Origin of the sequence: Paenibacillus jiangxiensis, assembly GCF_046098255.1 — a bacterium.
In the GTDB taxonomy this organism is placed as follows: Bacteria; Bacillota; Bacilli; order Paenibacillales; family Paenibacillaceae; genus Paenibacillus; species Paenibacillus jiagnxiensis.
Genome location: NZ_JBJURI010000008.1, coordinates 115,013 through 139,037, shown reverse-complemented (window position 1 = coordinate 139,037; position 24,025 = coordinate 115,013). Strand labels below are relative to the sequence as shown.

The following is a 24,025-nucleotide window of genomic DNA, read 5'->3' as shown; positions in this document are numbered from 1 at the left end:
TAATTTGTGATTAATCAATCACTAACTCGAATTCATCATACTGTAATGTATAGTGATCAGTCAATAACTAAAATCGAAATTTTTTTGCTTGGCATCTTGCTTTAGAAATCCAGGCAGTCCCAGCGCTATGAAAATGTTGCATTGCATCGCCGCAAGATTGCAAAGAGGCAGCCATAAACACTAAGGGACGCCCTCAGCCATTGGCTGCAAGAGGCGTCCCTTTTTTTCAGCTTAATGATATCCTATAGCCTGTGCAATGACGACAAACACCGCGCCCAATACAAACCAGATCGCCAACAGCGGCCAGAAGAAACGGACCCACTTCTGATAAGGAATCCCGGATACGGCCAGGCTGCCCATCAGCGCCGAGGAGGTCGGGAGAATCATATTGGAGAATCCGTCGCCAAGCTGGAAGGCCAGTACGGTCGTCTGTCGCGTAATACCGAGCAGATCGGATAGCGGCACCATAATCGGCATCGTGGTCGCAGCCATTCCCGAGCCGGAGGTGATAAAAACGTTCATAATGTTCTGGAATACATACATGCCCAGCACTTGAACGGAAGCCGGCAGCTCACCCACCAGCATGGATAGGCCGTATACAATCGAATCAATAACATTGCCATGATCCAGCACAACAACGATGGAACGGGCAAGCCCGATGATCAGCGCGCCATAGGTGATGGTGCTTGCACCTTTGACAAATTCGGAGGCGATCCGGCTTGGACCATAGCCTGCGCAGAATCCGGCCACAACACCCATGGACAGAAACAGGGCAGCCAGTTCCTCCATCCACCAGTCCTGTGTCGATACGCCCCAGATCAGCAGCGCAAAACCGGCAGCAATCGTCAGGATCGTCAAATAATGCTTCAGCTGCATCGGAGGCAGGTTGGAGAAATCAACCTCCTTTTCCTCAGCGCCTTTTTCCAGATCATAGATCAGGCTTTGTTCCGGGTTTTTCTTCACTTTCGCCGCATACCGCATGAGATACAGACTGGTCACCGCAATCAGAACAACGAGAATGATCGCCCGCAACCATAAGCCGGAGAAAACAGGAATTTGGGCAATGGCCTGTGCCAGCCCGACATTAAACGGATTCAGCAGGCCCGCCGTAAAACCGCAGGAAGCGCCGAGTGAGATCATCGCCGTTCCGGTCAAGGCATCGAACTTCAGCGCCCGCGCGATCGCAATGCCGATCGGTACGAATACCATCACCTCCGTCGACATGCCCATCGTAAATCCGCCCACCGAAAACAGCGTAATAAACACGGGAATGACCCACAGCCCTTTATCCGCGAATGCCCGCGCCACCCTTCCGGTAATCGCTTCAATGGTGCCCGTGGAGTTGATGATGTGGAAGGCTCCGCCAATAATCAGGATGAAAAAAACGATATCCGCTGAATCCACCAGCCCGCCGACAATGGATTTCGGAATATCCCACAATGTAACCGGATTAGGGTCGACAGCACTGTAAGAGCCGGGTACGAGCAGGGTACGCCCGCTGGCCTCGTCCTCCACCCGCTTAAATTCCCCGGCAGGCACAGCGTAGGTCAGGATGCCCGCAATCAAGGTAAGAATGATAAGAATGACAAACGTATGCGGCATCTTCAGCCATTTCTTTTTTCCGTTCTGTGCTGCAGTACTACTCATGCTGTAACCCCTCGTCTCTCTGTTTTTTCCACTGTTCAAACTCCGCCCGGACGGCCTGTAAAACCTCCGGATTCGTATACAGATCATAAGCTGTCAACGCGAGCGCTTTGGCGGCGGCGTTCATTTCGATCATGCCTTCCTCCGAGCCGGCAAGCGCGGCAAACTCCGGAGTATGTGTGGTCGCATCGCCAAGGCGGATATAGGGATGAATCGCTGCAGTCACCTGGCTGACATTGCCGATATCCGAGGAACCGATACCGCCCTGCACAGGCGGGTCATGTACTTCCAGCCCCATGTCCTCCAAATTTGTTCTGAACAGCTCAGCCAGCTGACGGTTCGTATTCCGTTCCGCGTAAACAAGCCCTTCCTTAATATCCACGGTTGCGCCGAGCCCTTCCGCAGCGGCTTGAACGGCCCGGTACACCTTCTTCTGCACGGCAGCCAGGCCGACCACCGTCTCCGCACGCAAAATAAATACCGCCTCGCACAGCTCAGGCACAACGTTGGGAGCATCGCCTCCCTTGGTAATGATGCCGTGAATCCGGACGTCGCTCGTCACGAACTGGCGAACGGAATTGATAGCGACAAAAGCGTTGATCATGGCATCCAGGGCGCTGATCCCTTTCTCCGGCGCTGAAGAAGCATGCGCCTGTTTTCCATGGAACGTAAAAGTGACATCCACACAGGCCAAGGCTCCGCGCAGCACCATCGTTTTGTTCTGCGGATGCACCATCATGACGGCATCAACATCATCAAAAACACCATGCTCGCACATGATAATTTTGCCGCCGCCTTCCTCCTCCGCCGGGGTGCCGAGCACAATAAGCCGCCCTGGCAGCTCAGGCAGCCCATCCTTCAGGGCCAGCGCCGCTCCCACAGCCGCCGTGCAAATCAGATTATGACCGCAAGCATGGCCGATCGCCGGCAGGGCATCATATTCAGCCAGCAGCGCCACCGTTGGCCCCTCCGCTGCGCCTTCCCATACGGCCCGAAAGGAGGTTTCCAATCCGGCAATCCCCTTTTCCACTGCAAAACCTCCGGCAGCGAGCCGTTCGGTAAGCCACTGCTGCGCTTGATGCTCATGGAAGCTGAGCTCCGGATGACTATGGATTTGCTTTGCAAGGATGCGCAGCTCAGGATCATGCTTGTCCACCGCCTGAATGAGTGCTTTCTTTCCGGCATCTTCCCCGCTGTAATTCAAAGTTGAAGTTTTGTTCAAAGCTGTTTCCACCTTCCAAAATGAATAAAAATGTATGCCCAAAGCTTAAAGCTTTATCAGTATGCACTGGGAACCATGACACACATATGTAAGTTAATTCGTTTGTTTGAATAAATATTCGATAGATGTATTGTAAAGAGAATGTTGCAATAAGTAAATTTAATGTTTTTTATCGATTTTCTTAAATTTTATTTAAGTAAGGAAATCACGGCGGGAAACAAAAAAGACGGTCTTTCCATGTTTGATGGAAAAACCGTCTTTTTTACCTAAGCTTTACTTTGTTAAATTCCGCCCGGGCGCGCCATCGCCTGCTTCATCCATTCCACAAAGCGGCTGACCACCGCGAGCTGTATCGACTTGTTTTTATACAGCATCCAGGTTGTGCGGATAATCGGCTCTCCGTTAGCCATCACTAAATCCATTGTATACAGCTGATCGGCAGGAGAAACAAATATGCGCGGCACGATTGAATATCCCAGCCCATGTCTGACCATTTCCTTGCAGGTTTCATAGCTGTCCACTTCCATCGAAATGAGGGGAGGTCTGTCCTGCTTCTCGCTCCACCAAGCCTGCACGGCCTCGCTGAATGACGAGGAATACAGAGTGCCTGCCGTCTTGGGTGCCTTATAACGGATCATGGGGAGCGACGGCAGCTTGTCCAGCTCTACCGGTACGGTGGAGATCACACAGATGCTTTCCTGCTGCAATATATCCTTGCCTTCAGTCCAGGGATACTCGTTGCGGAGCACACCTACATGAACCTCGTCATTCTGCAGCATGGTGTAAATTTCCGAGCTCAGCCCGCAGGTAACGGAAAATTGCACATCAGGATAGCTGTCCTTAAACGTCTTCAGAATCGGAGGCAGTTTGTACAGACCAAAATAGCTGGAAATCCCCAGACGCAGCGTCCCTCTCACTTCATTACGCAGATGAACCACAGCCTCCCTTAATGCAGCAAGCTCTGCAAGATGACGCTTCGCGTATTCCGCCAGCCGCTCTCCCTCGGGGGTCAGCCGCCCCCCTTTGGCCCCCCGGACGATCACGGGAACGCCGAACGATTTTTCAAGCTGGTTAAGACGGTATGTGAGGGCTGGCTGTGTAATATAAAGCCGTTCTGCCGCACGGGCCAGGCTGCTCTCTTCCTCAATATAACTCAACATCAGGCAATCTTTCTCATCCATTGCTGCGCTCCTACAAATTGTTTAGGTTTTATCATAACACGAACAGGTGAATGGACCCAACCACTCCTGAACCTGAAAAATACAAAATAGGGCGCTCCTCAGCCTGAAAGCCGGGAAACGCCCTGTTTTTCTTACCTGAACATGCCCCACAGCTTGATCAGGTGAAGCGTATTTTTCGGATCGATGCGCTGGCCGATAACAAACGCCACCAGCTGCTCCTCCTGCGCAGGCGACAGCTTTTCATGGAGAACGGCAGCCGATGATTTCACCAGCCGCTGCACGACCGCCTTGTTTTGCAGATCCGCCTTCGTAACGCCTTCGATCAGTTTCTTGACCCGCTCCTTGGCGGCAGGGTTCTTCATCTTAAGCTTTACCCGCTCCACCAGCTGCGGACTGATTCCGTACTGTTGATAGCCCACTTGTACCAGCCTCCCGTCAAAAGCATCCGTCTATAATATATGACGAGAGCCGGTCCAATGTGCCTAGTCGATCAAATCTCCCTGAAAAATTTGTTCCTGCTGCAAATAATCACGCAGCACTTCATACGCGGGAGAGGTCCAAAAGGACGAATCCTGAATGAGGCTGACCGCGTCCTCGCGCGCCTGCTCCAGCACCTCGAAATCCGCTACCATATCGGCCAGGCGGAACTCCGGCAGCCCGCTCTGCTTCGTGCCGAAGAAGTCGCCGGGACCGCGCAATTCCAAATCCCGGCGCGCGACTTCAAATCCGTCATCCGTTTCGGTCATGGCCTTCATCCGTTCCTGACCGACCTCCGACTTCGGATCGGCGATCAGCACGCAGTACGAAGCATGCTCCCCGCGTCCGACACGACCTCGCAACTGATGCAGCTGGGACAGCCCGAACCGGTCGGCGTCCATGATGACCATCAGCGTCGCGTTGGGCACATCGACCCCAACTTCCACAACCGTCGTCGAAACGAGCAGTTGTACCTCATTCGCGTAGAATGAACGCATGACCTCTTCCTTCTCCGCCGCGGTCATGCGGCCATGCAGCAGACCTACCTTGAAATCGGGAAATGCCTGCTGCATCTGAATGTGAAGATCGATGGCGTTCTGTACATCAAGCTTGTCCGATTCCTCGATCAACGGACAGATCAGATAGGCTTGTCTCCCATGGTTGACTTCACGTGAAATAAAGCCAAGCACCCTGTCCATCTTGTCATGCTTCACCCAGTATGTGGAGATCGGGATCCGCCCTTTGGGACGTTCCGAAATCGTCGATACGTCCATATCCCCAAAAGCCGTAATGGCCAGCGTCCGCGGAATGGGGGTCGCCGTCATGGTCAGCACGTCCGGATTATATCCTTTACGGCGCAGTACACTGCGCTGGTTGACGCCGAAGCGGTGCTGCTCGTCGGTTACGACCAGTCCGAGCTGCCGGAAATAGACGTCCTCCTGGATAAGCGCATGCGTGCCTACGATGATATCGATCAGTCCCATTTGCAGGGAGGCCAGCAGATCCTTCCGCTTCCGGCCGGTCACGCTCCCGGTCAGCAGCGCAACCGTAATTTCGAACGGCTCAAACAGCCTCTGCAGAGAGCGGGTATGCTGCTCTGCCAAAATTTCCGTCGGCACCATGAGCGCTCCCTGAAATCCGGAGCGGACCGTAGCGAACAGCGCAATGGCTGCAATGACGGTTTTGCCCGATCCGACGTCTCCCTGCAATAACCTGTTCATACAGTAGGGAGAGCGCATATCATGAAGAATTTCAAGCTCAACCTTCTTCTGGGCATCCGTCAGCTCAAACGGCAAGCTGCGCACAAGCTCGCGGATGGTGGCGTTGTCTGCCGTATGCACGACCCCATTCATTTTGCTCCGGTTCAGCGCGCGAAACGCCTGCATCTTGAGCTGGAACAGGAACAGCTCCTCAAACACCATCCTGCGCCGAGCCTCCAGCCCTTCCCGGTTATCCTGGGGCTGGTGAATGGCGGCGATTGCCTGCTTGCGGGCAATCAGACTGTATTTGCGGATCAGCTGCTGCGGAAGCAGCTCGGGAATCATCTCGCCAAACTGCTGCAGGGCCTGGTTGATCGTTTTGCGCATCCAGCTCTGTGTAATTTTACCCCCGACGGAATAGACTGGCTGCAAGGTTCCCGAACGCGTCGTCCCTTTATCCGGAAACTCGGTATCGGAGGCTGTTAGCTGCATGCGCTTGCCGTCCCATTTGCCTGATACGATAATTTCCCTGCCGGCGGTAAGCTGATCCCTCAGAAAATGCCGGTTAAACCAGGTAGCGGTGAACATCCAATCATCCGCCATAAGCTTGCAGGTCAGACGCGATTTTTTGCCGTAACGCTGCAGTACAGGAATGCCCATAATCTTCGCCTGAACGGTGATCTTGTCCCCATCCTTGACCTCCGTTAAGGAACGGAGCCTGTAATCCTCATAACGGAACGGGTAATATTCCAGCAGCTCTCTGACATTAGAGATGCCAAAGGCGTGAAGCTCCCCTTCCTTGAGGGCGCTCACGCCATTGATTTGTTTTAAAGCAATATGATCCAGCTTCATATTCATCCCTCATCCCCGGCAGGCCACACAAAGACAGCGATCGTACCGGGGCCAACATGGGTGCCGATCACGGACCCGATTTCCGTATACAGCACATCGGCGACATCGAAACGGCTGCGCAGCATCTCCGTTAAGCCCACCACCGTGGAAGGGTCGGCCGTATGCCCCAGCACCACATGGATCCTTTGGCCTTTAACCTTTTGCTCCAGCATTTCGACAATACGGTTCATCGCTTTTTTGTGGCCTCTTGCCTTTTCTACAGAATAGATAGTCCCATCCTGATCTATGGACAAAATCGGCTTGATATTCAGCAGCGTCCCGATGGCCGCCGCCGCTTTGCCGATTCGTCCCCCCTTTTGCAAATATTCCAGCGTGTCGACGAGAAAATACAGCTGACGCTGGGGGCCAAGCTGCTCCAGTGAGCGTATGATCTCCGCCGCTTCCCGACCTGCCGCCGCCATTCGAGCGGCATGCACTACCAAATAGCCGTATCCGTAAGAAGCGGACTTCGAGTCATATACCGTAACTGGCTGTTCATTATCCAGCATGGAGCGGCCGATGACAGCCGATTGATACGTTCCGCTTACACCGGAGGACAGGTGTATGGATACAATCTCGGCCTCAGGCTGTGCTTTGAGAATCGTCTCGTAGGCATGGGCAAATTCAGCCGGGGAGGGCTGCGATGTGGTCGGAAGCTCCTTCGACCTCACCAGCTCCGGATAAAAACGCTCGGCGGGCATTTCAATCCCGTCCAGATATGCCTCTTCACCAAACATCACCGTCAGAGGCACGATCCGGATGTGAAGCTCATCGGCGAGCTCTTTCGGTATATCCGCCGTACTGTCAGTCACTATAAATGCTCTGCGCATGTTTTACTCTCCTCTCCCGGCCTTGTAAATGATGACCTTAACTCTCAACGGAGAAGAGGTAAGAATAGATAGGCTGTCCGCCTTCATGCACTTCAACTTCCGTATCCGGGTATTCCTGCCCCAGCCAGGCGACGAGAGCCTCCGTCTCCGCCTCACTGCTGTCAGCCCCGGTCAAAATCATGACGACTTCGTCGCCGCTGACAATCATCTGGGAGAGCAGCTCGCGGCAGGTCGGCAGCAACTCCTCTTCGGAGGCCACAATCTTCGAATTGTGGATACCGATATAATGACCTTCTTTAATCTGGATATCATCGATGACCGAATCCCGTACGGCGTTGGTAATCTGGCCTGATTTGACACGGCTGACGGCGTCCAGCATGTTTTCACGGTTCATCTCGGCCGTTTCTTCCTCCTGGAAGGCAAAAGCGGCCGCGATTCCCTGCGGAATCGTCTTGCTCGGAATGACCGTGACCAGCCGTTCTCCCTCCAGCAGTTCGCGGGCCTGCTCGGCAGCCAGGACGATGTTCGAGTTGTTCGGAAGAATAAAAATATGCTGGGCTGCAATCACCTGGGCCGCATTGACAAAATCCTCCGTGCTCGGATTCATCGTCTGCCCCCCGGACAGCACAACGTCCACGCCCAGGCTTGAGAAGATATCCGTAATGCCCTGACCTGACGACACGGCGATAAACCCAAAAGGCGCCAGCTCATGCGCCGGTGGCTCGGAAGGCTCTTCCTCCCGCGCCGGCTCTGCCGGGATGTCCGCAAACCATTCCGGCTCCGGAGCGACGTCCCTGCCTGCCGACAGCAACTCGCGATGCTGCTCGCGCATATTCAAAATGCGGATTTGTGTAATCTCACCGTGCTGCAGAGCCAAATTCAGCACCTCGCCGGGTGCCTTGGAATGCACATGCACTTTGATGACATCGTCGTCCGCAATGACAATGACCGAATCCCCGTTAGCTGACAACGCTTTCCGGAATTCTTCCTCATGAAAGTCAGGATGGGCGGATTCGCCTAATTGGCGATTAATAAAAAACTCCATATCGTATAAAAACTCGATGTTTTCGGTCTCCAGCTTCGCCTGAGCCGACATCGGCCCGTCAGGAGCAACCATAACGGCTGCAGGAACCACTGTTCCGCCGGGAGTATACGCGGCAGGCTTCTGTTCTGGCGGCTTCGTCTGCACTGCAGGATAAGATATTCCGCTGCGCAGATACTGCACAAAGCCTTCATAAATATAAACAAGTCCCTGACCGCCGGAGTCAACAACACCGACCTGCTTTAACACAGGCAGCATCTCCTGGGTCATGGCAAGTGCTTCCTTCGCTTTGCCCAGCACTTCTTCCATAAGCTCAGTCATATCATTGGCGCGGCGGGCATAATAAACGGCATGTTTGGCCGCTTCCTTGGCCACTGTCAGTATCGTGCCCTCAACCGGCTTAACGACCGCCTTATATGCTGCATCCACGCCGCTCTGCAGAGCCGACGCAAACTGAAGGGTATTTAATTCCTCGTATGGGGCAGCGTAACGGCTAAAGCCGCGAAACAACTGCGACAGGATGACCCCGGAATTGCCCCGGGCTCCCATTAACAGCCCTTTGGAAAGAATGCCGGACATAACGCCAATGGAAGCGAAGTCCCCCTTCTTGATCTCGGCTACGCCAGCACTCATCGTCAAATTCATATTCGTTCCCGTATCGCCGTCCGGCACCGGGAATACATTCAGGGAATTGACGTGTTCCGCATGCTGCTGCAATTGTTCCGCTCCGGCCAACACCATTGCGGTAAAATCTGTTCCATTCAAAGAACGTTTACTCAATGAGAATTCCCCTTCCTCGCTTTATAAGCATGTCCATAAGCCGCAGTAATCTTAAACTCCGCAAAAGACGGCGCAAGATGATAAAGTCAGCATCGAAAGCCCGGGTCATGCCTGGCCCAGGCCGGTATACTCAATTTTACACGATTAGAGCACAACCTGCTGCTTCTAAATGAATACGTATGCTTATCAGTTAATGTTCCAATGATTAATATAAAATATAAACGTTTATCGGCGTATTTTCAAAGGAGCCGGACCGCATTCAGCGGAAAAACGCATAATGAACTAATGATATTGTACTATAATGAACAATAGAAATAAATAAAGTTTTTGGATCAGTTGACGCCGCTTTTTGGGCTGTGATATGATATTTAAGTATTGTTTTGTTCAGATGATTGTTTTGACCTTAGCCTGTTGGCAAGGTGATTTCCAGATAGGAGGTGGAATCTATGTCTCGCAAATGTTATGTAACAGGTAAAGCGCCTGGCAGCGGTAACCACGTATCTCACGCTAACAACCGTAACCGCCGTTCTTGGGGTGTCAATGTACAAAAAGTTCGCATCCTCGTTAACGGTAAACCAAAACGTGTTTATGTCAGCACTCGTGCCCTGAAATCCGGCAAAGTGACCCGCGTATAATCGTACAATAAACAAAAGGCACCTCGTTTAAACAACGGGTGCTTTTTTTGTTGAGTTTTCTTCAGTTCAGCCCCCGGCATGCTCCCGCGTTTTCCGTTCCCGGTTACCCCCTCAGCAATCGGCACGGGAAACATGCCGGTCAGCCTACACCTGACCGGATGCTTCCTAGCTTTTCTGAAATGTATTCAAAATCGCTTTTACGAAGCCTCCCAGAAATTTCGGCAGCTTGATTGTGTAAAACTTCATGCTTCACCCTCCCCATAATCCTCATGCGTCCGTTCTCTATAGACTATGCACCTGTTTTAACGTTGTGCCCGACAAAAAAAAGGGTTACATGAGAATACTGCTCATGTAACCATGTTTATGCATAGCGCGCCGTGCCTATTCCAGCAGATCAACACGCACGCGGTAAAGCCGTTCAACAGGAAGGGATCTGCGATGCACAGCCTGTTCCCAGGCTGCGAGCGCCATCCACAGCGATTCCTTCACTTCATGCCCGCTGATCCGCGCTCTTGCGGATGGCGGCAATCGCGGCTGCGCGGTCAGGACGGCTATATACGGCGCTGCCGGCAACCAGCACATCCGCGCCCGCTTCCACGACCGCTGCGGCTGTCTCTTCGGCTATGCCGCCGTCCACTTCAATATGTACTTCCGGACGGCCCAATTCATTCAGCCACGAGCGGATTTGTCTGATTTTGGACAGGGTCCCTGGAATAAAGGATTGTCCCCCAAAGCCGGGGTTTACCGTCATAACAAGCGCCATGTCGATGTCGGAGAGCACTTCCTTGACTGCATAAGCAGGCGTGCCGGGATTCAGAGCAACACCAGCCATGATGCCCTGCTCTTTAATCATGTGAACGACGCGATGAAGATGCACACACGCTTCGGCGTGAACTGTAATGACATTCGCTCCTGCCTTGGCAAAATTCGCAATATACCGTTCAGGCTGTTCAATCATCAAATGAACATCCAGCGGAAGCTTTGTATGCGGACGAATGGCAGACACAATGGGCGGACCGAGGGTAATGTTGGGGACAAAATGCCCGTCCATGACATCCACATGAATCCAGTCCCCGCCCCCGGCTTCCGCCTCGGCCACTTCGCTGCCCAGCTTGGCGAAATCCGCGGACAGAATGGATGGTGCTATTTTGATCATCGTTAGTACCTCCGCTTCTTTTCTTTCATTTCCTCAAAAAATTGCACATAGTTCTCATACCTGCTGCGGGCGATTTCCCCCGCCTCCACAGCTTCTGTCACTTTACATCCGGGCTCGTGAATATGGGTGCAGCCGCGGAATTTGCATCCAGCCGCGTACGAGACAAATTCCCGGAAGCAAGAAGACAACTCCTCCACACCCAGCTCCAGAAAATCAAGCTGGCTGAAGCCTGGCGTATCGGCAACCAGGCCGCCGTTATCAAGCGGGATCAGTTCGACATGCCTCGTCGTATGCCGGCCGCGCCCGAGCTTGGAACTGATGGCGCTTGTCTCCAGTGCAAGGCCCGGTTTCAGGGCATTCAGCATGGAGGACTTGCCGACCCCCGACTGTCCGGAGAATACACTGATGCGGCCGGTCAGCAGTTCCTTTACCCGCTCTGTTCCCAAACCCGTCTTTGAGCTTGTGATCAGCACTTCGTAGCCCGCTTTCTCATACAGGCGGCGAACCTGTTCAAGAGAAGCATCCGGTTCTTCCCCCGCCAGCAGGTCCCTTTTGGTCAGGCATATGACCGTGTCCAGCCCGGCATGTTCAATATGAACCAGAAATTTATCCATCAGCGTGAGGTTCAGATCCGGCTCTTTGACCGAGAACAGCAGCACAGCCAGTGAAACATTCGCTACCGGCGGACGCACAAGCTCGGATTCCCTTTTCATAATTTCATCCACGGTGCCCTCACCGTTCTCGGTGAGGGCGAACTTCACACGGTCGCCTACGAGCGGCGATTCGCCTCTTTTCTTGAAAATACCGCGTGCCCTGCACTGCACAGCCTGCTCGCCGGATAGGGGCTTGCCCTCTTCATCCAGCCGGGCGACATAATAGTAGCCGCTGAGCGCTTTGACAATCAGTCCTTCGGGCATAAATAAGCTGTCCTCCTTCATCATTCAGGGAATCAATCATGACCATTCCCGCGTCCGTTTCCGTTATTTTATCCATTTCCTTCATTATCCGGTTGACCCTGTCCTTCACCTTCACCGCTCTGGCCGCTGTCGTTCTGTGCAGGATCCTCCACGCCATTGTTTCCGTCCCCCTCGGAAGTACTGCCTTCCGTACCGTCCCCCTCAGAGGAATCCATTTCGGCAGAGGCCGGCGGAGCAACCTGAGGCTGCTGTACTGTGCCGTTTTTGGCATCAATATAAGGGATAAGGTACGTATCGAAGAATTGTCCGTCCCTGTAGACGGAAACAACACCATTCTTGTTCGGGGCAAGCACCAGATCAATGGACAGAACCTGAGTTGTGTTGATCGTCCGCTTTCCCCACTCCATTTCATCCCCGCGCGCATCGCTATAGGTAATGCGGATTTCGCTGTTTTTGCCTTCCTCCGCCGGTACGACAGGCAGCTGATAGGAGTAGCTGATCGCTTCAGGCGGTTGGCCGGTGCTTACGGTAATCTTTACTTTAGATCCCGGATCCACTGGAGTTCCCTCCTCACCAGGCCACTGGCTGATAACCTTGCCTTTCTCGACGGTAAAGCTGCTCTCTTCAATGACCTCTTCCAGCTTGAGCCCCGCATCAGAGATCATTTTTTCCGCCTCGGCCTGGGTATGGCCCTTCAGGTTAGGCATCTCAACGTTTTCCGGCCCTTTGCTCACGGTAAGCTTAACCTGAACCTCATCCGGATTATAATCCGTATTTGCCGCCGGCGATTGATCGATGACCGTACCGACTGGCTTATCGCTGTACTGATCATCGGCCTTGGTGATCCGGTCCTCGGTCACACCCGCTGCCACCAGGGCCGCCACCGCTTGATCATATGTCTTGCCGTCCGTAAGATCCGGCATTTTGACCAAAGGTTTCTCCGCTCCAACCGTGAGTTCTATCTGTGCGCCCTTTTTCAATACCGTGCCTTCCGGCTGGTCCTGATTGAATACAATCCCCGGATTTACTCCATCCTTGTACTGTTCATGCACCGGCTCTTTCACCGTCAGGCCAGCGTTTGCCAGCTCCGCCCGCGCCTGCTCCACCGTCATACTGATCACACTCGGTACGGTAACCTCGGGGACCTCCATAAGCTTGTTCACGTACATCACCAGTAACCACATGGCAACGAGCAGCGCTACTACAGCACCTGCCCAGATGTACAGTTTTTTGTTGTTTCTCCTGGCAGGACGGGCCTGAGCTTCCTCCTTCATCTCAGGTGTATCCTGCCAGTCCGCAGACGCCCTGGAAATTCCGTTATTGGGGAGAGGCTTGATAGCGGGGATAATCCGCGTCTGAGCTTCGTCCTCTTCATCCTCGAACACGATCTTCTGCTCATTCCGCCGATCGGGCAGCAGGCAGGTCTCCAGATCCTCCATCATCTCTTCTGCTGACTGATAGCGCTCCTGCGGATTTTTGCGCATGGATTTAAGAATGATATTCTCCACACTTTGCGGAATAAGAGGGTTCACTTTTCGCGGCTCCTCAAACTCCTCCTGCAGATGCTTCAAGGCGACGCTGATCGGGCTTTCTCCCAGAAAAGGAAGCTGTGCCGTCAGCATTTGATAGAGTACAATGCCTAATGAATATAAGTCCGATTTTTCACCTGTCGTAACACCCTTCGCATGCTCTGGCGAAAAATAATGAACCGAGCCTACTACCGAGCCTGTTTGCGTAATCGTGGTGGAAGTAACGGCCCGCGCAATCCCGAAGTCCGTTACCTTTACCCGGCCGTTGCGACCGATCAATATATTGTGTGGCTTGATGTCTCTGTGAATGATCTGATTATGATGGGCGTGTTCAAGCGCGTCACAGATCTGAGAAGCGATGCGTACCGCCTCTTCCACCTGCAAGGGTGCCCGTTCTTTAATAATTTCATTTAAATTTTTGCCTTCAACATACTCCATGACAATATAATGGATGTCCTCTTCCTGCCCCACATCATAAATGCTGACGACATTCGGATGGGACAATGAAGCTGCAGACTGCGCCTCCCGCCGGAAACGGCGGATAAATTCCTCATCATGGACAAACTGCTGACGAAGCACCTTGACAGCGACATTGCGGTTCAGCAAAATATCCTGCGCCCTGTAGACGAGGGCCATGCCGCCCCCGCCTATGCGCTCGATAATGTCATACCTTCCGCCCAACAGATGTCCAATCATGCTTCATACCCCTTTTCCTCCGCAGTAGCAGCCTCCTGCGTTAACTCAAACAGGGCGACAGTAATGTTGTCATCCCCTCCTGCCAGCAGTGCAAGATGAAGCAGCCTGTCCGCGCGCTCCTCAAGCGGCAGGTCGGATGCGCCCACCACCGTGTTGATCTGCTCCTCGCTGACCAGATTGCTGAGCCCGTCGCTGCAGAGCAGCAGGACATCGCCTTTTTTCAGTTCAACCGCGTCCAAATCCACAGCTACTTCCTGATCGGTGCCGAGCGCGCGCGTGAGCACATTTCTGCGCGGATGCGTCCCGACCTCTTCCCTGCTGATCTGGCCGTTTTTGTACAGCTCGTTCACCAGCGTATGATCTTCCGTAATCTGTGTGGTTGTGCCCCCTGATATGACATATGCCCGGCTGTCGCCAATATGACCGATGACGCCTTTCGTATCGTTCAGCAGCACAGCGACAACCGTAGTACCCATATTGTGGTACTGGTCGTTGCGGTCCGCCGTCTGATAAATGACTTCGTTGGCATGCAAAATAGCGTCGCTGAGCGCCGCAGACAAGGAGTGCACTGACAATCCGGTCTCCAGCGTGGCCAGATCGGCGGCAAGCGTCTCGACTGCCAGACGGCTTGCCGTATCTCCCGCCAGGTGGCCGCCCATACCGTCAGCGACAATCCCCAGAATATATCCCTGCTCCAGATGACGAATCCAGGCTGAATCTTCATTGACCGAACGCACGCGTCCGACGTGGCTGACATGAACTGTTTTAATCAAATGATCTCACCTCAACTCCATATGCTTTGCACGCAGCTGTCCGCAGGCGGCAGCGATATCATGCCCCTGCTCGCGGCGGATGGTCACGTTAATCCCCTTCTCAGCCAGCTTGCGCTGAAACTTGAAAATATCGTTCCGGGAAGTGCGCACATATTTGCGTTCAGGCACATGATTGACCGGAATAAGATTGACGTGACACAGCATATCCTTCAAGACTTCGCCCAGCTCTTCGGCATGCTCCTCCTGATCATTTACACCACCGATCAGCGCGTATTCAAACGTGATGCGGCGGCCGGTTTTCGCCAAATAATAGCGGAGAGACTCCATAACATCCTGAAAAGGATATCTCCGGTTCACAGGCATCAGCTTGGACCGCAGCGCATCATTCGGCGCATGGATGGAAATCGCCAAATTGATCTGTGTATCCTCATCGGCAAATTTATAGATGTTCGGCACAATGCCGCTGGTGGATACTGTAATATGACGCTGTCCGATATTGAGACCTTTTTCATGAATCATAGTGCGCAGGAACTTCATCGTCGCTTCATAGTTCTCAAACGGCTCGCCCGAGCCCATGATCACAATGCTGCTGACCCGCTCGCCTTTGCGGTCAAGAATCTTCTGCGCCTGTACAACCTGAGCCACAATCTCCCCAGCCGTAAGATTCCGCTTGAGCCCTCCCAGGGTGGACGCGCAGAACGTGCAGCCGATGCGGCAGCCGACCTGGGTGGTCACACAGATGCTGTTGCCGTAATTATGCTTCATTATAACCGTCTCAATGGCATGATCATCATGGAGACCGAACAGAAACTTGACGGTTCCGTCCTTGGATTCGAGCTTTGTAATCTCCTGCAGCGTTACGAAGCTGAACTGCTCCTCAAGCTTCTCGCGCAAAGCCTTGGACAGATTGGTCATCTCACTGAATTCATTGACCCGCTTCACATAGAGCCAGTCGAAAATCTGAGCGCCGCGAAAAGCGGATTCTCCGTTCTCGGTGGCCCAAGCCTGCAGCTCCTCCAGCGTATAGTCATATATAAAAGGTTTCATTGTAGTTTCGCACCTGTACTTTCTTCATTTTTATGTTCTTGGCCATGAGTATATTGTTTTTCATTCCTCCTATTTTAGCACAAATGAAAGAAGGGGTAAAAAATTTTCATGACCAACCCGGGTTTATAGCCGAAAAAAAGAGAAAACCGCCGAACATTCAGCCCGGCGGCAAGGTATTCAGTGTAGATCGTTGCAATCCAGGATCACCGTTAGTTATCGCATCTCTGCAGCCGTGCAATATAAAAGCCGTCACTGTGAAAATGCTGGGGCAGAATCTGCAGGGCTCCGCGCTCACTCAGCTCTGCGGCCGCGCCTCCCCATTCAGCATCCTGCTCCTCCATACGCCTGAAATCAGGATGCTCCTTCAGAAAAAGCTCGATCTGCCCTTCGTTTTCGTTCGGTTCAATCGTGCAGGTGCTGTAAACAAGCAGGCCGCCAGGCTTCAATAGCGCCGATACACGGTCAAGCAGCTCTGCCTGCAGGGAGGCTATCGCTTCAACATCCTCCAGTGATTTGCTCCAGCGCAAGTCAGGCTTGCGGCGGATTACCCCGAAGCCCGAGCAGGGGGCGTCCAGCAAAATACGGTCAAACGATGCCGTAGGATAACAGTCCGGCAGGGCGGAAGCATCGCCGGTGACCGTTTCAATGCATTCCAGGCCAAGCCTGTCCGCCTGCTCCCGGATCAGATTCTTTTTGTGAGGATGGAGATCGTTAGCGATAATGCGGCCGCGGTCTTTCATAATCTCCCCGATATGCGCCGTTTTGCCGCCAGGAGCTGCGCAGCAGTCCAGTACAAGCATGTCCGGCGCCGGAGCAACCGCCTCAGCAACCAGCATGGAACTCTCGTCCTGAACAGAGAGCAATCCGTCCCTGTACCAGGAGGTCAGGGCCATGTTACCGCCACTGCGCACGATAATCCCGTAAGGGCTGACTCTTGATGGAACCACGTCGAGCCCGGCGGCCTTCATTTCCTCCAGCAGCCGTTCCCGACTGATCATCGTGGTGTTCACCCGCACACTGACTGCAGGCGGCTCGTTGTTGGCACGGCAGATCGCTTCCGCCGTCTCCTCCCCGTACTGCGCGATCCAGCGCTTGACGAGCCACTCCGGATGGGAATGCTCCAGCGCAATCCGCTCGGCCGCCGGCAGGTTGTCCGGCAGCCGCAGCTTCTCCGGCTCTCGCAGCATGCTGCGCAGCACACCGTTCACCATGCCGGAAATTCCTTGATGCCCCCGCCGCTTGGCCAAGTTCACCGCTTCGCTGACGACGGCGTGATCCGGGATCCGGTCCAGATATACGATCTGGTACACGCTCATGCGCAGCAGGCTGCGCACCCATGGCTGCAGCTTGGCCGTTCCTTTTTGCACGAAACGGTTCAAATAATAATCCAGTGTATTGCGGCGTGCGGTTGTCCCGTATACCAGCTCCGTAACAAGCCCCGCATCCGCCGCCGACAGCCGGGCCTGCTGCAGGCTTTTATTCAGCTCCAGATTGCTGTAAGCTCCCTCCTGGTCGATCCCCGTCAGGATATTCAGCGCCACTTCACGGGCTGTCAATTTGCGCGCGCCGCCTGTGTTCGCTCCGTTCTTCATGCAAGCACCGTACCAGGCTTCATTTGGCCACCGCGTGCGAACTGCCCGGCCGCCATCACCTTCTTGCCGGCAGGCTGAACCTCGGTCAGCCAGATGGAACCGTCGCCGGTACGCACTTCAATCCCTTCATCCGTCAGGTTCAGCACGGTTCCCGGCGCTTCGCCGCCTGCTGATCGCTGCCCGGCTTCAGGACGCTTGGCCGCCCAGATTTTGAACACATTTCCGTCCCACAGCGTAAACGCGCCGGAGAATGGAACGAGCCCGCGAATCCGGTTGTAGATGGCCTGGGAGGAATGCTGCCAGTCAATTTTCTCATCCTCGCGTGTCAGGTTGGACGCATATGTAGCCTCATTGTCGTTCTGCGGTGTTCTGCCTGCCTTGCCTGCCAGCAGAAGCGGAAGCTGCTCGCGCAGCAGCTGTGCTCCGGCCGTGCTAAGCCTGGCAAATACCGTACCGGACGTATCCTCAGGCTCGATGGGAACCTCCACCTTGGCGATCATATCCCCCGTATCAAGGCCTTCCGCCATGTACATCAGCGTCACGCCCGTCATGGTCTCGCCGTTGATGATGGCGCGTTGGATAGGCGCTCCCCCGCGGTAGCGCGGGAGCAGGGAGCCGTGCACGTTCAGACAGCCGAATTGAGGCATGTCCAGCACAGCCTTGGGCAGAATCTGCCCGTAAGCCGCCGTGACGATGACATCCGGCTTCCATTGCGCCAACTCGGCTACAGCCTCCGGCAAGCGCAGCCGCTGGGGCTGCATCACCGGGAGGCCATGCTTAACAGCCGCCTCCTTGACAGGCGGCGGTGTTAATATTTTTTTACGTCCCTGCGGCTTATCCGGCTGGGTTACCACGCCCACAACGTTGTAACCATCTTCCAGCAGAGCCTCAAGGGAGGGCACAGCGAAGTCGGGTGTGCCCATAAAGACGATCCGAATTTCATCCTTCATTGGATGCTCACTCCTTACCGTTAGATCCCGCCTCATCTGCCGTGGCGTCATACACCTTTTCCGCAATATCCGTAAACAGAACGCCATTCAGATGATCGATCTCATGCTGGAAAGCGCGGGACAGAAGACCGGTAGCCGTGACAGTCAGCGGCTTTCCTTCGCGGTCAAGTCCTTTGACCGTCACCTTCTCGGCACGGCGCACATCCCCGTTTAATCCCGGAATGCTCAGGCAGCCCTCCGGTCCGAACTGTTCGCCGTCCTTTTCCACAATTTCCGGATTGATCATCTTGATCAGCCCGTGCTCGTCGCCGGCGTCCACCACGATCAGCCGCTTCAGAATCCCAACCTGAGGGGCGGCCAGACCAACACCCTCCGCGTCATACATCGTGTCCGCCATATCGTCCAGCAGCTTCTGCACGTTGGGCGTAATTTTTGTAACTTCCTTTGCTACTTTATGAAGCACTTCATCAGGTTCTTTAACGATAAAACGAATTGCCATTCATATCACTCCTGCCTTAGGAAACTGTACTATGCTGATAGAGGTAGTTCAAAAAGTCATATTTTGATCACGAAGTAAATCAGGAAGCGGACTCGACATCGAATCTTGAATTCAGCCGGGCCTTCCGGTGCTCACGTACCCCACGTACGCTCCGCTCCTCAGTCCCTAGCTTCATCCAACCTTCTTGGTGCTGAAAACCTGACTTTTTGAACACGTACTAATATTATATTCATAACGCCGTCCCTCGGATATATATGCCTTTTCCACAAGTCCTACATCAACATTTGCGGATCGACATCGAGGCTGATCTGCAGATTCTGGCGCTGAACGGCATCCGCCAGCTCATCCGCCACATTCCTGACCAGTCCGACAGCATCGATTTGTCCACGCCATTTTATCATACATTGAAACCTGTATCTATTTTTGATTCTCGGCACCGGTGAAGCCACAGGCCCAAGGATATCCAGCACGTCTGTCGTAAAACGGTCCATATCCCCGAACCAGCCCAGCTTTCTTGCCTTTCCCTCCAGGGTCGTCCTGAAATTCTCCGCCAGCCTCACCAAGACAGGCAGCTGCTCATGTGAAAGAGTCACCAAAATCAGACGGCAGTACGGCGGATAGTGCAAACTGCGACGGTGCTTCAGCTCATCCCGGATAAAAGAAGTGTAATCATGGCGGCTCGCATGAATGATGGAATAATGATCCGGGGTATAGGACTGGATAAATACCTCACCTGGGAGCTGATGCCTACCGGCCCTTCCAGCCACCTGTGTCAGCAGCTGAAACGTTTTCTCCGCCGCCCGGAAGTCCGGCAGATTGAGCGAAGAATCCGCCGTAATGACCCCGACCAGCGTCACATCGGGAAAATCAAGCCCCTTGGCCACCATTTGCGTGCCGAGCAGGACATCGGCTTTTTTCTCCCTGAACCGTGCCAGCAGCTTCTCATGCGAGCCTTTTTCCGTTGTCGTGTCCACATCCATACGGATGACGCGTATGCCGGGGAACAGCTTGGCCAGTTCCTCCTCCACACGCTGGGTCCCTGTTCCGAAATAGCGGATATGCTCGCTCCCGCAATCCGGACAAACCTCCGGAGCGGGCGCCGCATAACCGCAATAGTGGCAGCGCAGGTTATTGGAACGCTGATGATAGGTCAGCGAAATGTCGCACTCCGGGCAGCCTGCCACGTAACCGCAGCTGCGGCACATGACGAAGGTGGAATAACCTCGTCGGTTCAAAAGCAGCACCGTCTGTTCCCCACGTTCCAGCCTGCTGGCGATTCCCTCATGCAGCGCCCGGCTGAACATGGAACGGTTGCCCTCCCGCAGCTCCTCGCGCATATCAACAATGCGTACCTCGGGCAGCGTGTTGCCGAGGGCGCGGGTATGCATTTCAAGCAGCAGCGGGGCAAACTCGTCATTGCTCTGCGAGCGCGCCGCATGGTAGGTTTCCAGCGCCGGGGTTGCAGAGCCGAGTATGACAACCGCACCGTGCTGATGCGAACGTCGGATTGCAACATCACGTGCATGGTATTTCGGCGTTTCTTCCTGCTTATAGGACGATTCATGCTCTTCATCCATAATAATCAGTCCGAGATTGGCAAAAGGAGCAAACACGGCGGACCGGGCTCCAATGGCAACCTTGACACGTCCTTCCCGTATTTTACGCCATTCATCATACCGCTCCCCGCCCGACAGCCGGCTGTGCATGACCGCCACCTGGTCGCCGAACCGGCCTTTGAAGCGTTCCACCATCTGCGGGGTTAGCGAAATTTCCGGAACGAGCACGATCGCCTCTCTCCCCTGCTCAATACAGCGGCTGATGCATTGCAGATAGATTTCGGTTTTACCGCTGCCGGTGACGCCATGAAGCAGGAATGCCCCCTGCTCACGCGTATCCAGTTGCCGGTTGACCCGGTCAAAAACATGCTGCTGTTCGGCGGTAAGCTTGAGCGGCTGTGTCGGCTTAAAGTGCCTGCCGCGGTAAGGGTCGCGGAACACCTCCACATCCTCCAGCCGGAGGAAACCCTTGTTTTCAAGCGCCTTGACGGCAGCCGCCGACACGTGCAGGGAAGCAAGCACCTCCTTCAACGGGAGGGGCAGAAATTCCTTGCGTTCAAGCATGAAGGCCAGTACTTCTTTCTGGCGCTGCGCTTTTTTGGGAAAATCGCCGAGCGCGGCTTCAGCTTCCCCTGCCGGGACCGCCAGATCCACCGCTTTTAACATTTTCTTCTGCAGCTTGTCCTTGATCATCTGGCTTTCCTGCAGCACCCCCCGCCGCAGCAGCGATTTGATGGCCGCCGCCTCCTGCGGAAACTGCCGGCTCAACGCCTGCAGCGCGACCTGCTGTTTGCTGCGGATATAGGTCACGATCCTCCGCTCCGCCGGATCGCTCATGCCGTCATCCGCCAGAAGCGCGCCGGTCCTAACCGGCACTTCGTCATCCAGCAGACGGTCAGCCAGGGAGATATAGCGTTCCGCTTTGCCCTTGAGCGCTGTCGGAATCATGGCCTGCAGCGCCAGAATCCGGTTGCACGCATAACGCTCGCTCATCCATTCGCCCAGCTTCACCAGGTCGGGAGACAGCGGTGGAACGAGATCCAGCAGCTCCTGGATCGGCCGCAGCTTGAAGCGGGACGGCTCCTCCTGCGGCTGCACCGAAGTGACAAACCCTTGCACCGTACGTTTGCCGAAAGGGACGGCAACCCGGCTGCCCGGTTCAATCCATGATCGCATTGAGCCGGGAATCAGATAATCAAAGGTACGGTCCGTATCCTTGGCCGGCACATCCACGATCACTTTGGCAATATCCATACCGTCCGATGCCCCCATCCTCTCACGCCTCACCCATCCGGGCAGCGGCGGCGGTCAGCAGACGGCGGGCTACCTCGTTCTTGGACATGACGGGCAGCTGTTCAACAAGACCATTGCGGTCGTAGATGTGTACCGCATTGGTGTCCGTGCCAAAACCGGCTCCTTCCACGGTAACATCATTGGCCACCAGCAGGTCGCAGTTTTTACGTGCCAGCTTCTCCCGCGCGTAGCTGTCCAACTGCTCCGTTTCCGCGGCAAATCCGACCAGGAACTGCTGTGTTTTATGCTGTCCGAGCGATTCAAGAATATCCACTGTCTTCACTAGCTCCAGCTGCAGCGTATCGCCCTGTTTCTTAAGCTTCGTCGGGGCTTCCTCCTTCGGCCGGTAATCGGCTACTGCCGCCGCCATAACCAGCATGCTGCAATCTTCCCAATGTCTCGTGACAGCCTCATACATATCTTGCGCCGAACCTACCCGTTCTACCGCCATTCCTTCCGGAGGCGCAACGGTTGTATTTCCGGCAATAATTCGCACATCCGCTCCCATTTGTCTGGCGGCCCTTGCGATAGCAAAGCCCATTTTGCCCGACGAATCATTCGTAATATAGCGGACAGGGTCCAGGCGCTCCACCGTCCCGCCAGCCGTAACGATCACCTTGCGCCCCTGCAGCAGCTGCGGTAATGCCGGCTTATCCTTCTCCGTGAAATAACGCTCGACGATCTCCACAATCGTCTCCGGCTCTTCCAGCCGGCCTTTGCCAACATATCCGCAGGCAAGCTGTCCATTTCCTGGCTCAATCATCATGACACCACGGGATACCAGCGTCCGCATATTGTCTATCACCGCGGGATGGTCGTACATATGCACATTCATTGCGGGAGCCACCATAATAGGTGCCGTGGTTGCAAGCAGTGTGGTGGATAGCATGTCATCCGCCAGCCCATGCGCTATTTTGGCAATCATGTTTGCCGTAGCCGGTGCAATGAGAACCAAATCCGCGGAATCGGCCAAATGGATATGGGACACGACCTCAGGCTGCCTCTCATCAAAGGTATCGGTGTAAACCGGGTTGCGCGAGAGTGTCTGCAGCGTAAGATCAGTAATAAATTTCTGGGCGGAGGCGGTCATGATGACATGTACGTCCGCTCCCTTTTGGGTTAACTTACTGGTCAATGCGGCTGCTTTATAAGCGGCAATGCCACCAGTAACCCCCAGCAAGATTTTTTTTCCATCCAACATGCTCCACTCCTCCTTAGAGAAAAAAATAACAACCTTGCGGTTGTCAAAAAAAGAACGGCTGAAACGCCTTTTTTTATTTGTCGCCAGGCAGAAATCAGTCTTCCAGGCGCTCCACTTTCAACAAATCGTTGTAAATCTCCTCCAGCGCCACACCAACCTGCTTATGCGATCTGGCCTGCTTCAATTCACTCTTCTCACCCTCGCGCAGCAGTCTGGCGCGGCGGGAAGCGGCAACGACGAGTGAATATTTACTGTCAACTTTATTCATCATTTCGTCTATGGAAGGATACAGCATGAACAGACACCTCTTCTACAAAATATTAGGTATTCCATAAATCAGCGGATTTTACAATGTTCGGCGATAATAATTGATTCTATTCTTTTACACGCCAAATCAATCTCGTCATTGACTACAGCATAATCGTAATGCTGCATCAAATTCATCTCATCAACCGCAACAGACATCCGGTGATCAATGGTGGCCTGGGTCTCCGTCCCGCGCCCGCGGATCCGATCCTTCAGTTCGTCAAGCGAAGGAGGCAGCAGGAAAATAAAAATTCCTTCAGGGAATTTCTCCTTTACCTTGAGTGCTCCCTGAACTTCAATCTCCAGAAAAATATCTTTCCCCTGCTCGAGCGTCTGCTCCACAAAATCCCGCGGAGTCCCGTAATAATTGCCTACGTATTCCGCGTATTCAAGCAGCTCGTCTTTCTCGATCATTTCGAGAAACTGCTCTCTTGTCCTGAAAAAATAGTTCACTCCGTTCTCCTCGCCCTGCCGAGGCTGGCGGGTCGTTGCCGACACCGAGTAAGTCAGTTCCGGCAGACGCTTGCGGAGCGCATTTCCTACTGTTCCTTTGCCGACACCCGAAGGTCCGGATAAAACGATTAATAATCCCTTAGCCATATTACTCTC

21 protein-coding genes are annotated in these 24,025 nt (G+C 54.1%); 1 reads left to right on the top strand and 20 read right to left on the bottom strand.

All coding sequences use genetic code 11. The features are described 5' to 3' along the window. Positions 1–231 precede the first annotated feature (231 nt). The 7 genes from ACI1P2_RS10420 to ACI1P2_RS10390 form a co-directional block, all read right to left on the bottom strand. Entirely contained in the window at positions 232–1,647 is a 1,416-nt protein-coding gene (locus ACI1P2_RS10420) for a YfcC family protein (RefSeq protein ID WP_355319414.1), read from the bottom strand. Further along, positions 1,640–2,866 (bottom strand): M20 family metallopeptidase, encoded by a 1,227-nt coding sequence (locus ACI1P2_RS10415; RefSeq protein ID WP_355319412.1) that lies wholly within the window; start codon positions 2,864–2,866, stop codon positions 1,640–1,642. Before ACI1P2_RS10415 ends, ACI1P2_RS10420 begins: the two co-directional genes overlap by 8 nt. Positions 2,867–3,147: 281 nt before the next feature. Continuing rightward, the gene (locus tag ACI1P2_RS10410) at positions 3,148–4,047 is read right to left on the bottom strand and encodes a LysR family transcriptional regulator (RefSeq protein WP_355319410.1); all 900 of its coding nucleotides are present in this window, start codon (positions 4,045–4,047) and stop codon (positions 3,148–3,150) included. Positions 4,048–4,178: 131 nt separating this feature from the next. Further along, on the bottom strand, positions 4,179–4,466 hold the full coding sequence (locus ACI1P2_RS10405) for a stage VI sporulation protein F (RefSeq protein ID WP_355319408.1): 288 nt from the start codon (positions 4,464–4,466) through the stop codon (positions 4,179–4,181). Positions 4,467–4,529: 63 nt separating this feature from the next. After that, a complete protein-coding gene (gene recG, locus ACI1P2_RS10400) occupies positions 4,530–6,581 on the bottom strand; it encodes an ATP-dependent DNA helicase RecG (protein WP_355319406.1) in 2,052 nt (683 codons plus the stop codon). Continuing rightward, positions 6,578–7,444 carry a DegV family protein gene (locus tag ACI1P2_RS10395; RefSeq protein WP_355319404.1) on the bottom strand — a complete coding sequence of 289 codons (867 nt, stop codon included), beginning with the start codon at positions 7,442–7,444 and terminating at the stop codon, positions 6,578–6,580. The genes recG and ACI1P2_RS10395 overlap by 4 nt, the downstream gene beginning before the upstream one ends. A gap of 37 nt (positions 7,445–7,481) precedes the next feature. After that, positions 7,482–9,266 (bottom strand): DAK2 domain-containing protein, encoded by a 1,785-nt coding sequence (locus ACI1P2_RS10390; protein WP_355319402.1) that lies wholly within the window; start codon positions 9,264–9,266, stop codon positions 7,482–7,484. A gap of 446 nt (positions 9,267–9,712) precedes the next feature. Between ACI1P2_RS10390 and rpmB the strand changes: the two genes are divergently transcribed. Then, on the top strand, positions 9,713–9,901 hold the full coding sequence (gene rpmB / locus ACI1P2_RS10385) for a 50S ribosomal protein L28 (protein ID WP_355319400.1): 189 nt from the start codon (positions 9,713–9,715) through the stop codon (positions 9,899–9,901). A 165-nt stretch (positions 9,902–10,066) separates the two neighbouring features. On the opposite strand, the gene spoVM is transcribed toward rpmB, so the two are convergent. The 13 genes from spoVM to gmk form a co-directional block, all read right to left on the bottom strand. Beyond that, positions 10,067–10,147: a stage V sporulation protein SpoVM gene (gene spoVM, locus ACI1P2_RS10380; protein ID WP_040711006.1), complete on the bottom strand. Its 81-nt coding sequence runs from the start codon at positions 10,145–10,147 to the stop codon at positions 10,067–10,069. 244 nt (positions 10,148–10,391) lie between these two features. After that, positions 10,392–11,057, bottom strand: a complete 666-nt coding sequence (rpe, locus tag ACI1P2_RS10375) for a ribulose-phosphate 3-epimerase (protein ID WP_355319396.1) — start codon at positions 11,055–11,057, stop codon at positions 10,392–10,394. A gap of 2 nt (positions 11,058–11,059) precedes the next feature. Next, a complete protein-coding gene (gene rsgA, locus ACI1P2_RS10370) occupies positions 11,060–11,974 on the bottom strand; it encodes a ribosome small subunit-dependent GTPase A (protein ID WP_355319394.1) in 915 nt (304 codons plus the stop codon). Between the two features lie 68 nt (positions 11,975–12,042). Further along, the gene (gene pknB / locus ACI1P2_RS10365) at positions 12,043–14,199 is read right to left on the bottom strand and encodes a Stk1 family PASTA domain-containing Ser/Thr kinase (RefSeq protein ID WP_355319392.1); all 2,157 of its coding nucleotides are present in this window, start codon (positions 14,197–14,199) and stop codon (positions 12,043–12,045) included. After that, the gene (locus ACI1P2_RS10360) at positions 14,196–14,972 is read right to left on the bottom strand and encodes a Stp1/IreP family PP2C-type Ser/Thr phosphatase (RefSeq protein WP_355319390.1); all 777 of its coding nucleotides are present in this window, start codon (positions 14,970–14,972) and stop codon (positions 14,196–14,198) included. Before ACI1P2_RS10360 ends, pknB begins: the two co-directional genes overlap by 4 nt. Before the next feature lie 6 nt (positions 14,973–14,978). Beyond that, positions 14,979–16,019: a 23S rRNA (adenine(2503)-C(2))-methyltransferase RlmN gene (rlmN, locus tag ACI1P2_RS10355; RefSeq protein WP_355319388.1), complete on the bottom strand. Its 1,041-nt coding sequence runs from the start codon at positions 16,017–16,019 to the stop codon at positions 14,979–14,981. A gap of 209 nt (positions 16,020–16,228) precedes the next feature. Continuing rightward, complete coding sequence (gene rsmB / locus ACI1P2_RS10350; protein WP_355319386.1) at positions 16,229–17,611, bottom strand: 16S rRNA (cytosine(967)-C(5))-methyltransferase RsmB; 1,383 nt, start codon at positions 17,609–17,611, stop codon at positions 16,229–16,231. Next, positions 17,608–18,561 (bottom strand): methionyl-tRNA formyltransferase, encoded by a 954-nt coding sequence (gene fmt, locus ACI1P2_RS10345; protein WP_355319384.1) that lies wholly within the window; start codon positions 18,559–18,561, stop codon positions 17,608–17,610. Before fmt ends, rsmB begins: the two co-directional genes overlap by 4 nt. A gap of 7 nt (positions 18,562–18,568) precedes the next feature. Then, complete coding sequence (def, locus tag ACI1P2_RS10340) at positions 18,569–19,060, bottom strand: peptide deformylase (RefSeq protein WP_355319382.1); 492 nt, start codon at positions 19,058–19,060, stop codon at positions 18,569–18,571. 272 nt (positions 19,061–19,332) lie between these two features. Then, entirely contained in the window at positions 19,333–21,870 is a 2,538-nt protein-coding gene (priA, locus tag ACI1P2_RS10335) for a primosomal protein N' (RefSeq protein ID WP_355319516.1), read from the bottom strand. Between the two features lie 22 nt (positions 21,871–21,892). Then, positions 21,893–23,110, bottom strand: coding sequence for a bifunctional phosphopantothenoylcysteine decarboxylase/phosphopantothenate--cysteine ligase CoaBC (gene coaBC, locus ACI1P2_RS10330; RefSeq protein WP_355319380.1), 1,218 nt, complete (start codon positions 23,108–23,110; stop codon positions 21,893–21,895). A gap of 94 nt (positions 23,111–23,204) precedes the next feature. After that, on the bottom strand, positions 23,205–23,405 hold the full coding sequence (gene rpoZ, locus ACI1P2_RS10325) for a DNA-directed RNA polymerase subunit omega (RefSeq protein WP_355319378.1): 201 nt from the start codon (positions 23,403–23,405) through the stop codon (positions 23,205–23,207). A 41-nt stretch (positions 23,406–23,446) separates the two neighbouring features. Further along, positions 23,447–24,016, bottom strand: coding sequence for a guanylate kinase (gmk, locus tag ACI1P2_RS10320; RefSeq protein ID WP_355319376.1), 570 nt, complete (start codon positions 24,014–24,016; stop codon positions 23,447–23,449). Positions 24,017–24,025 lie beyond the last annotated feature (9 nt).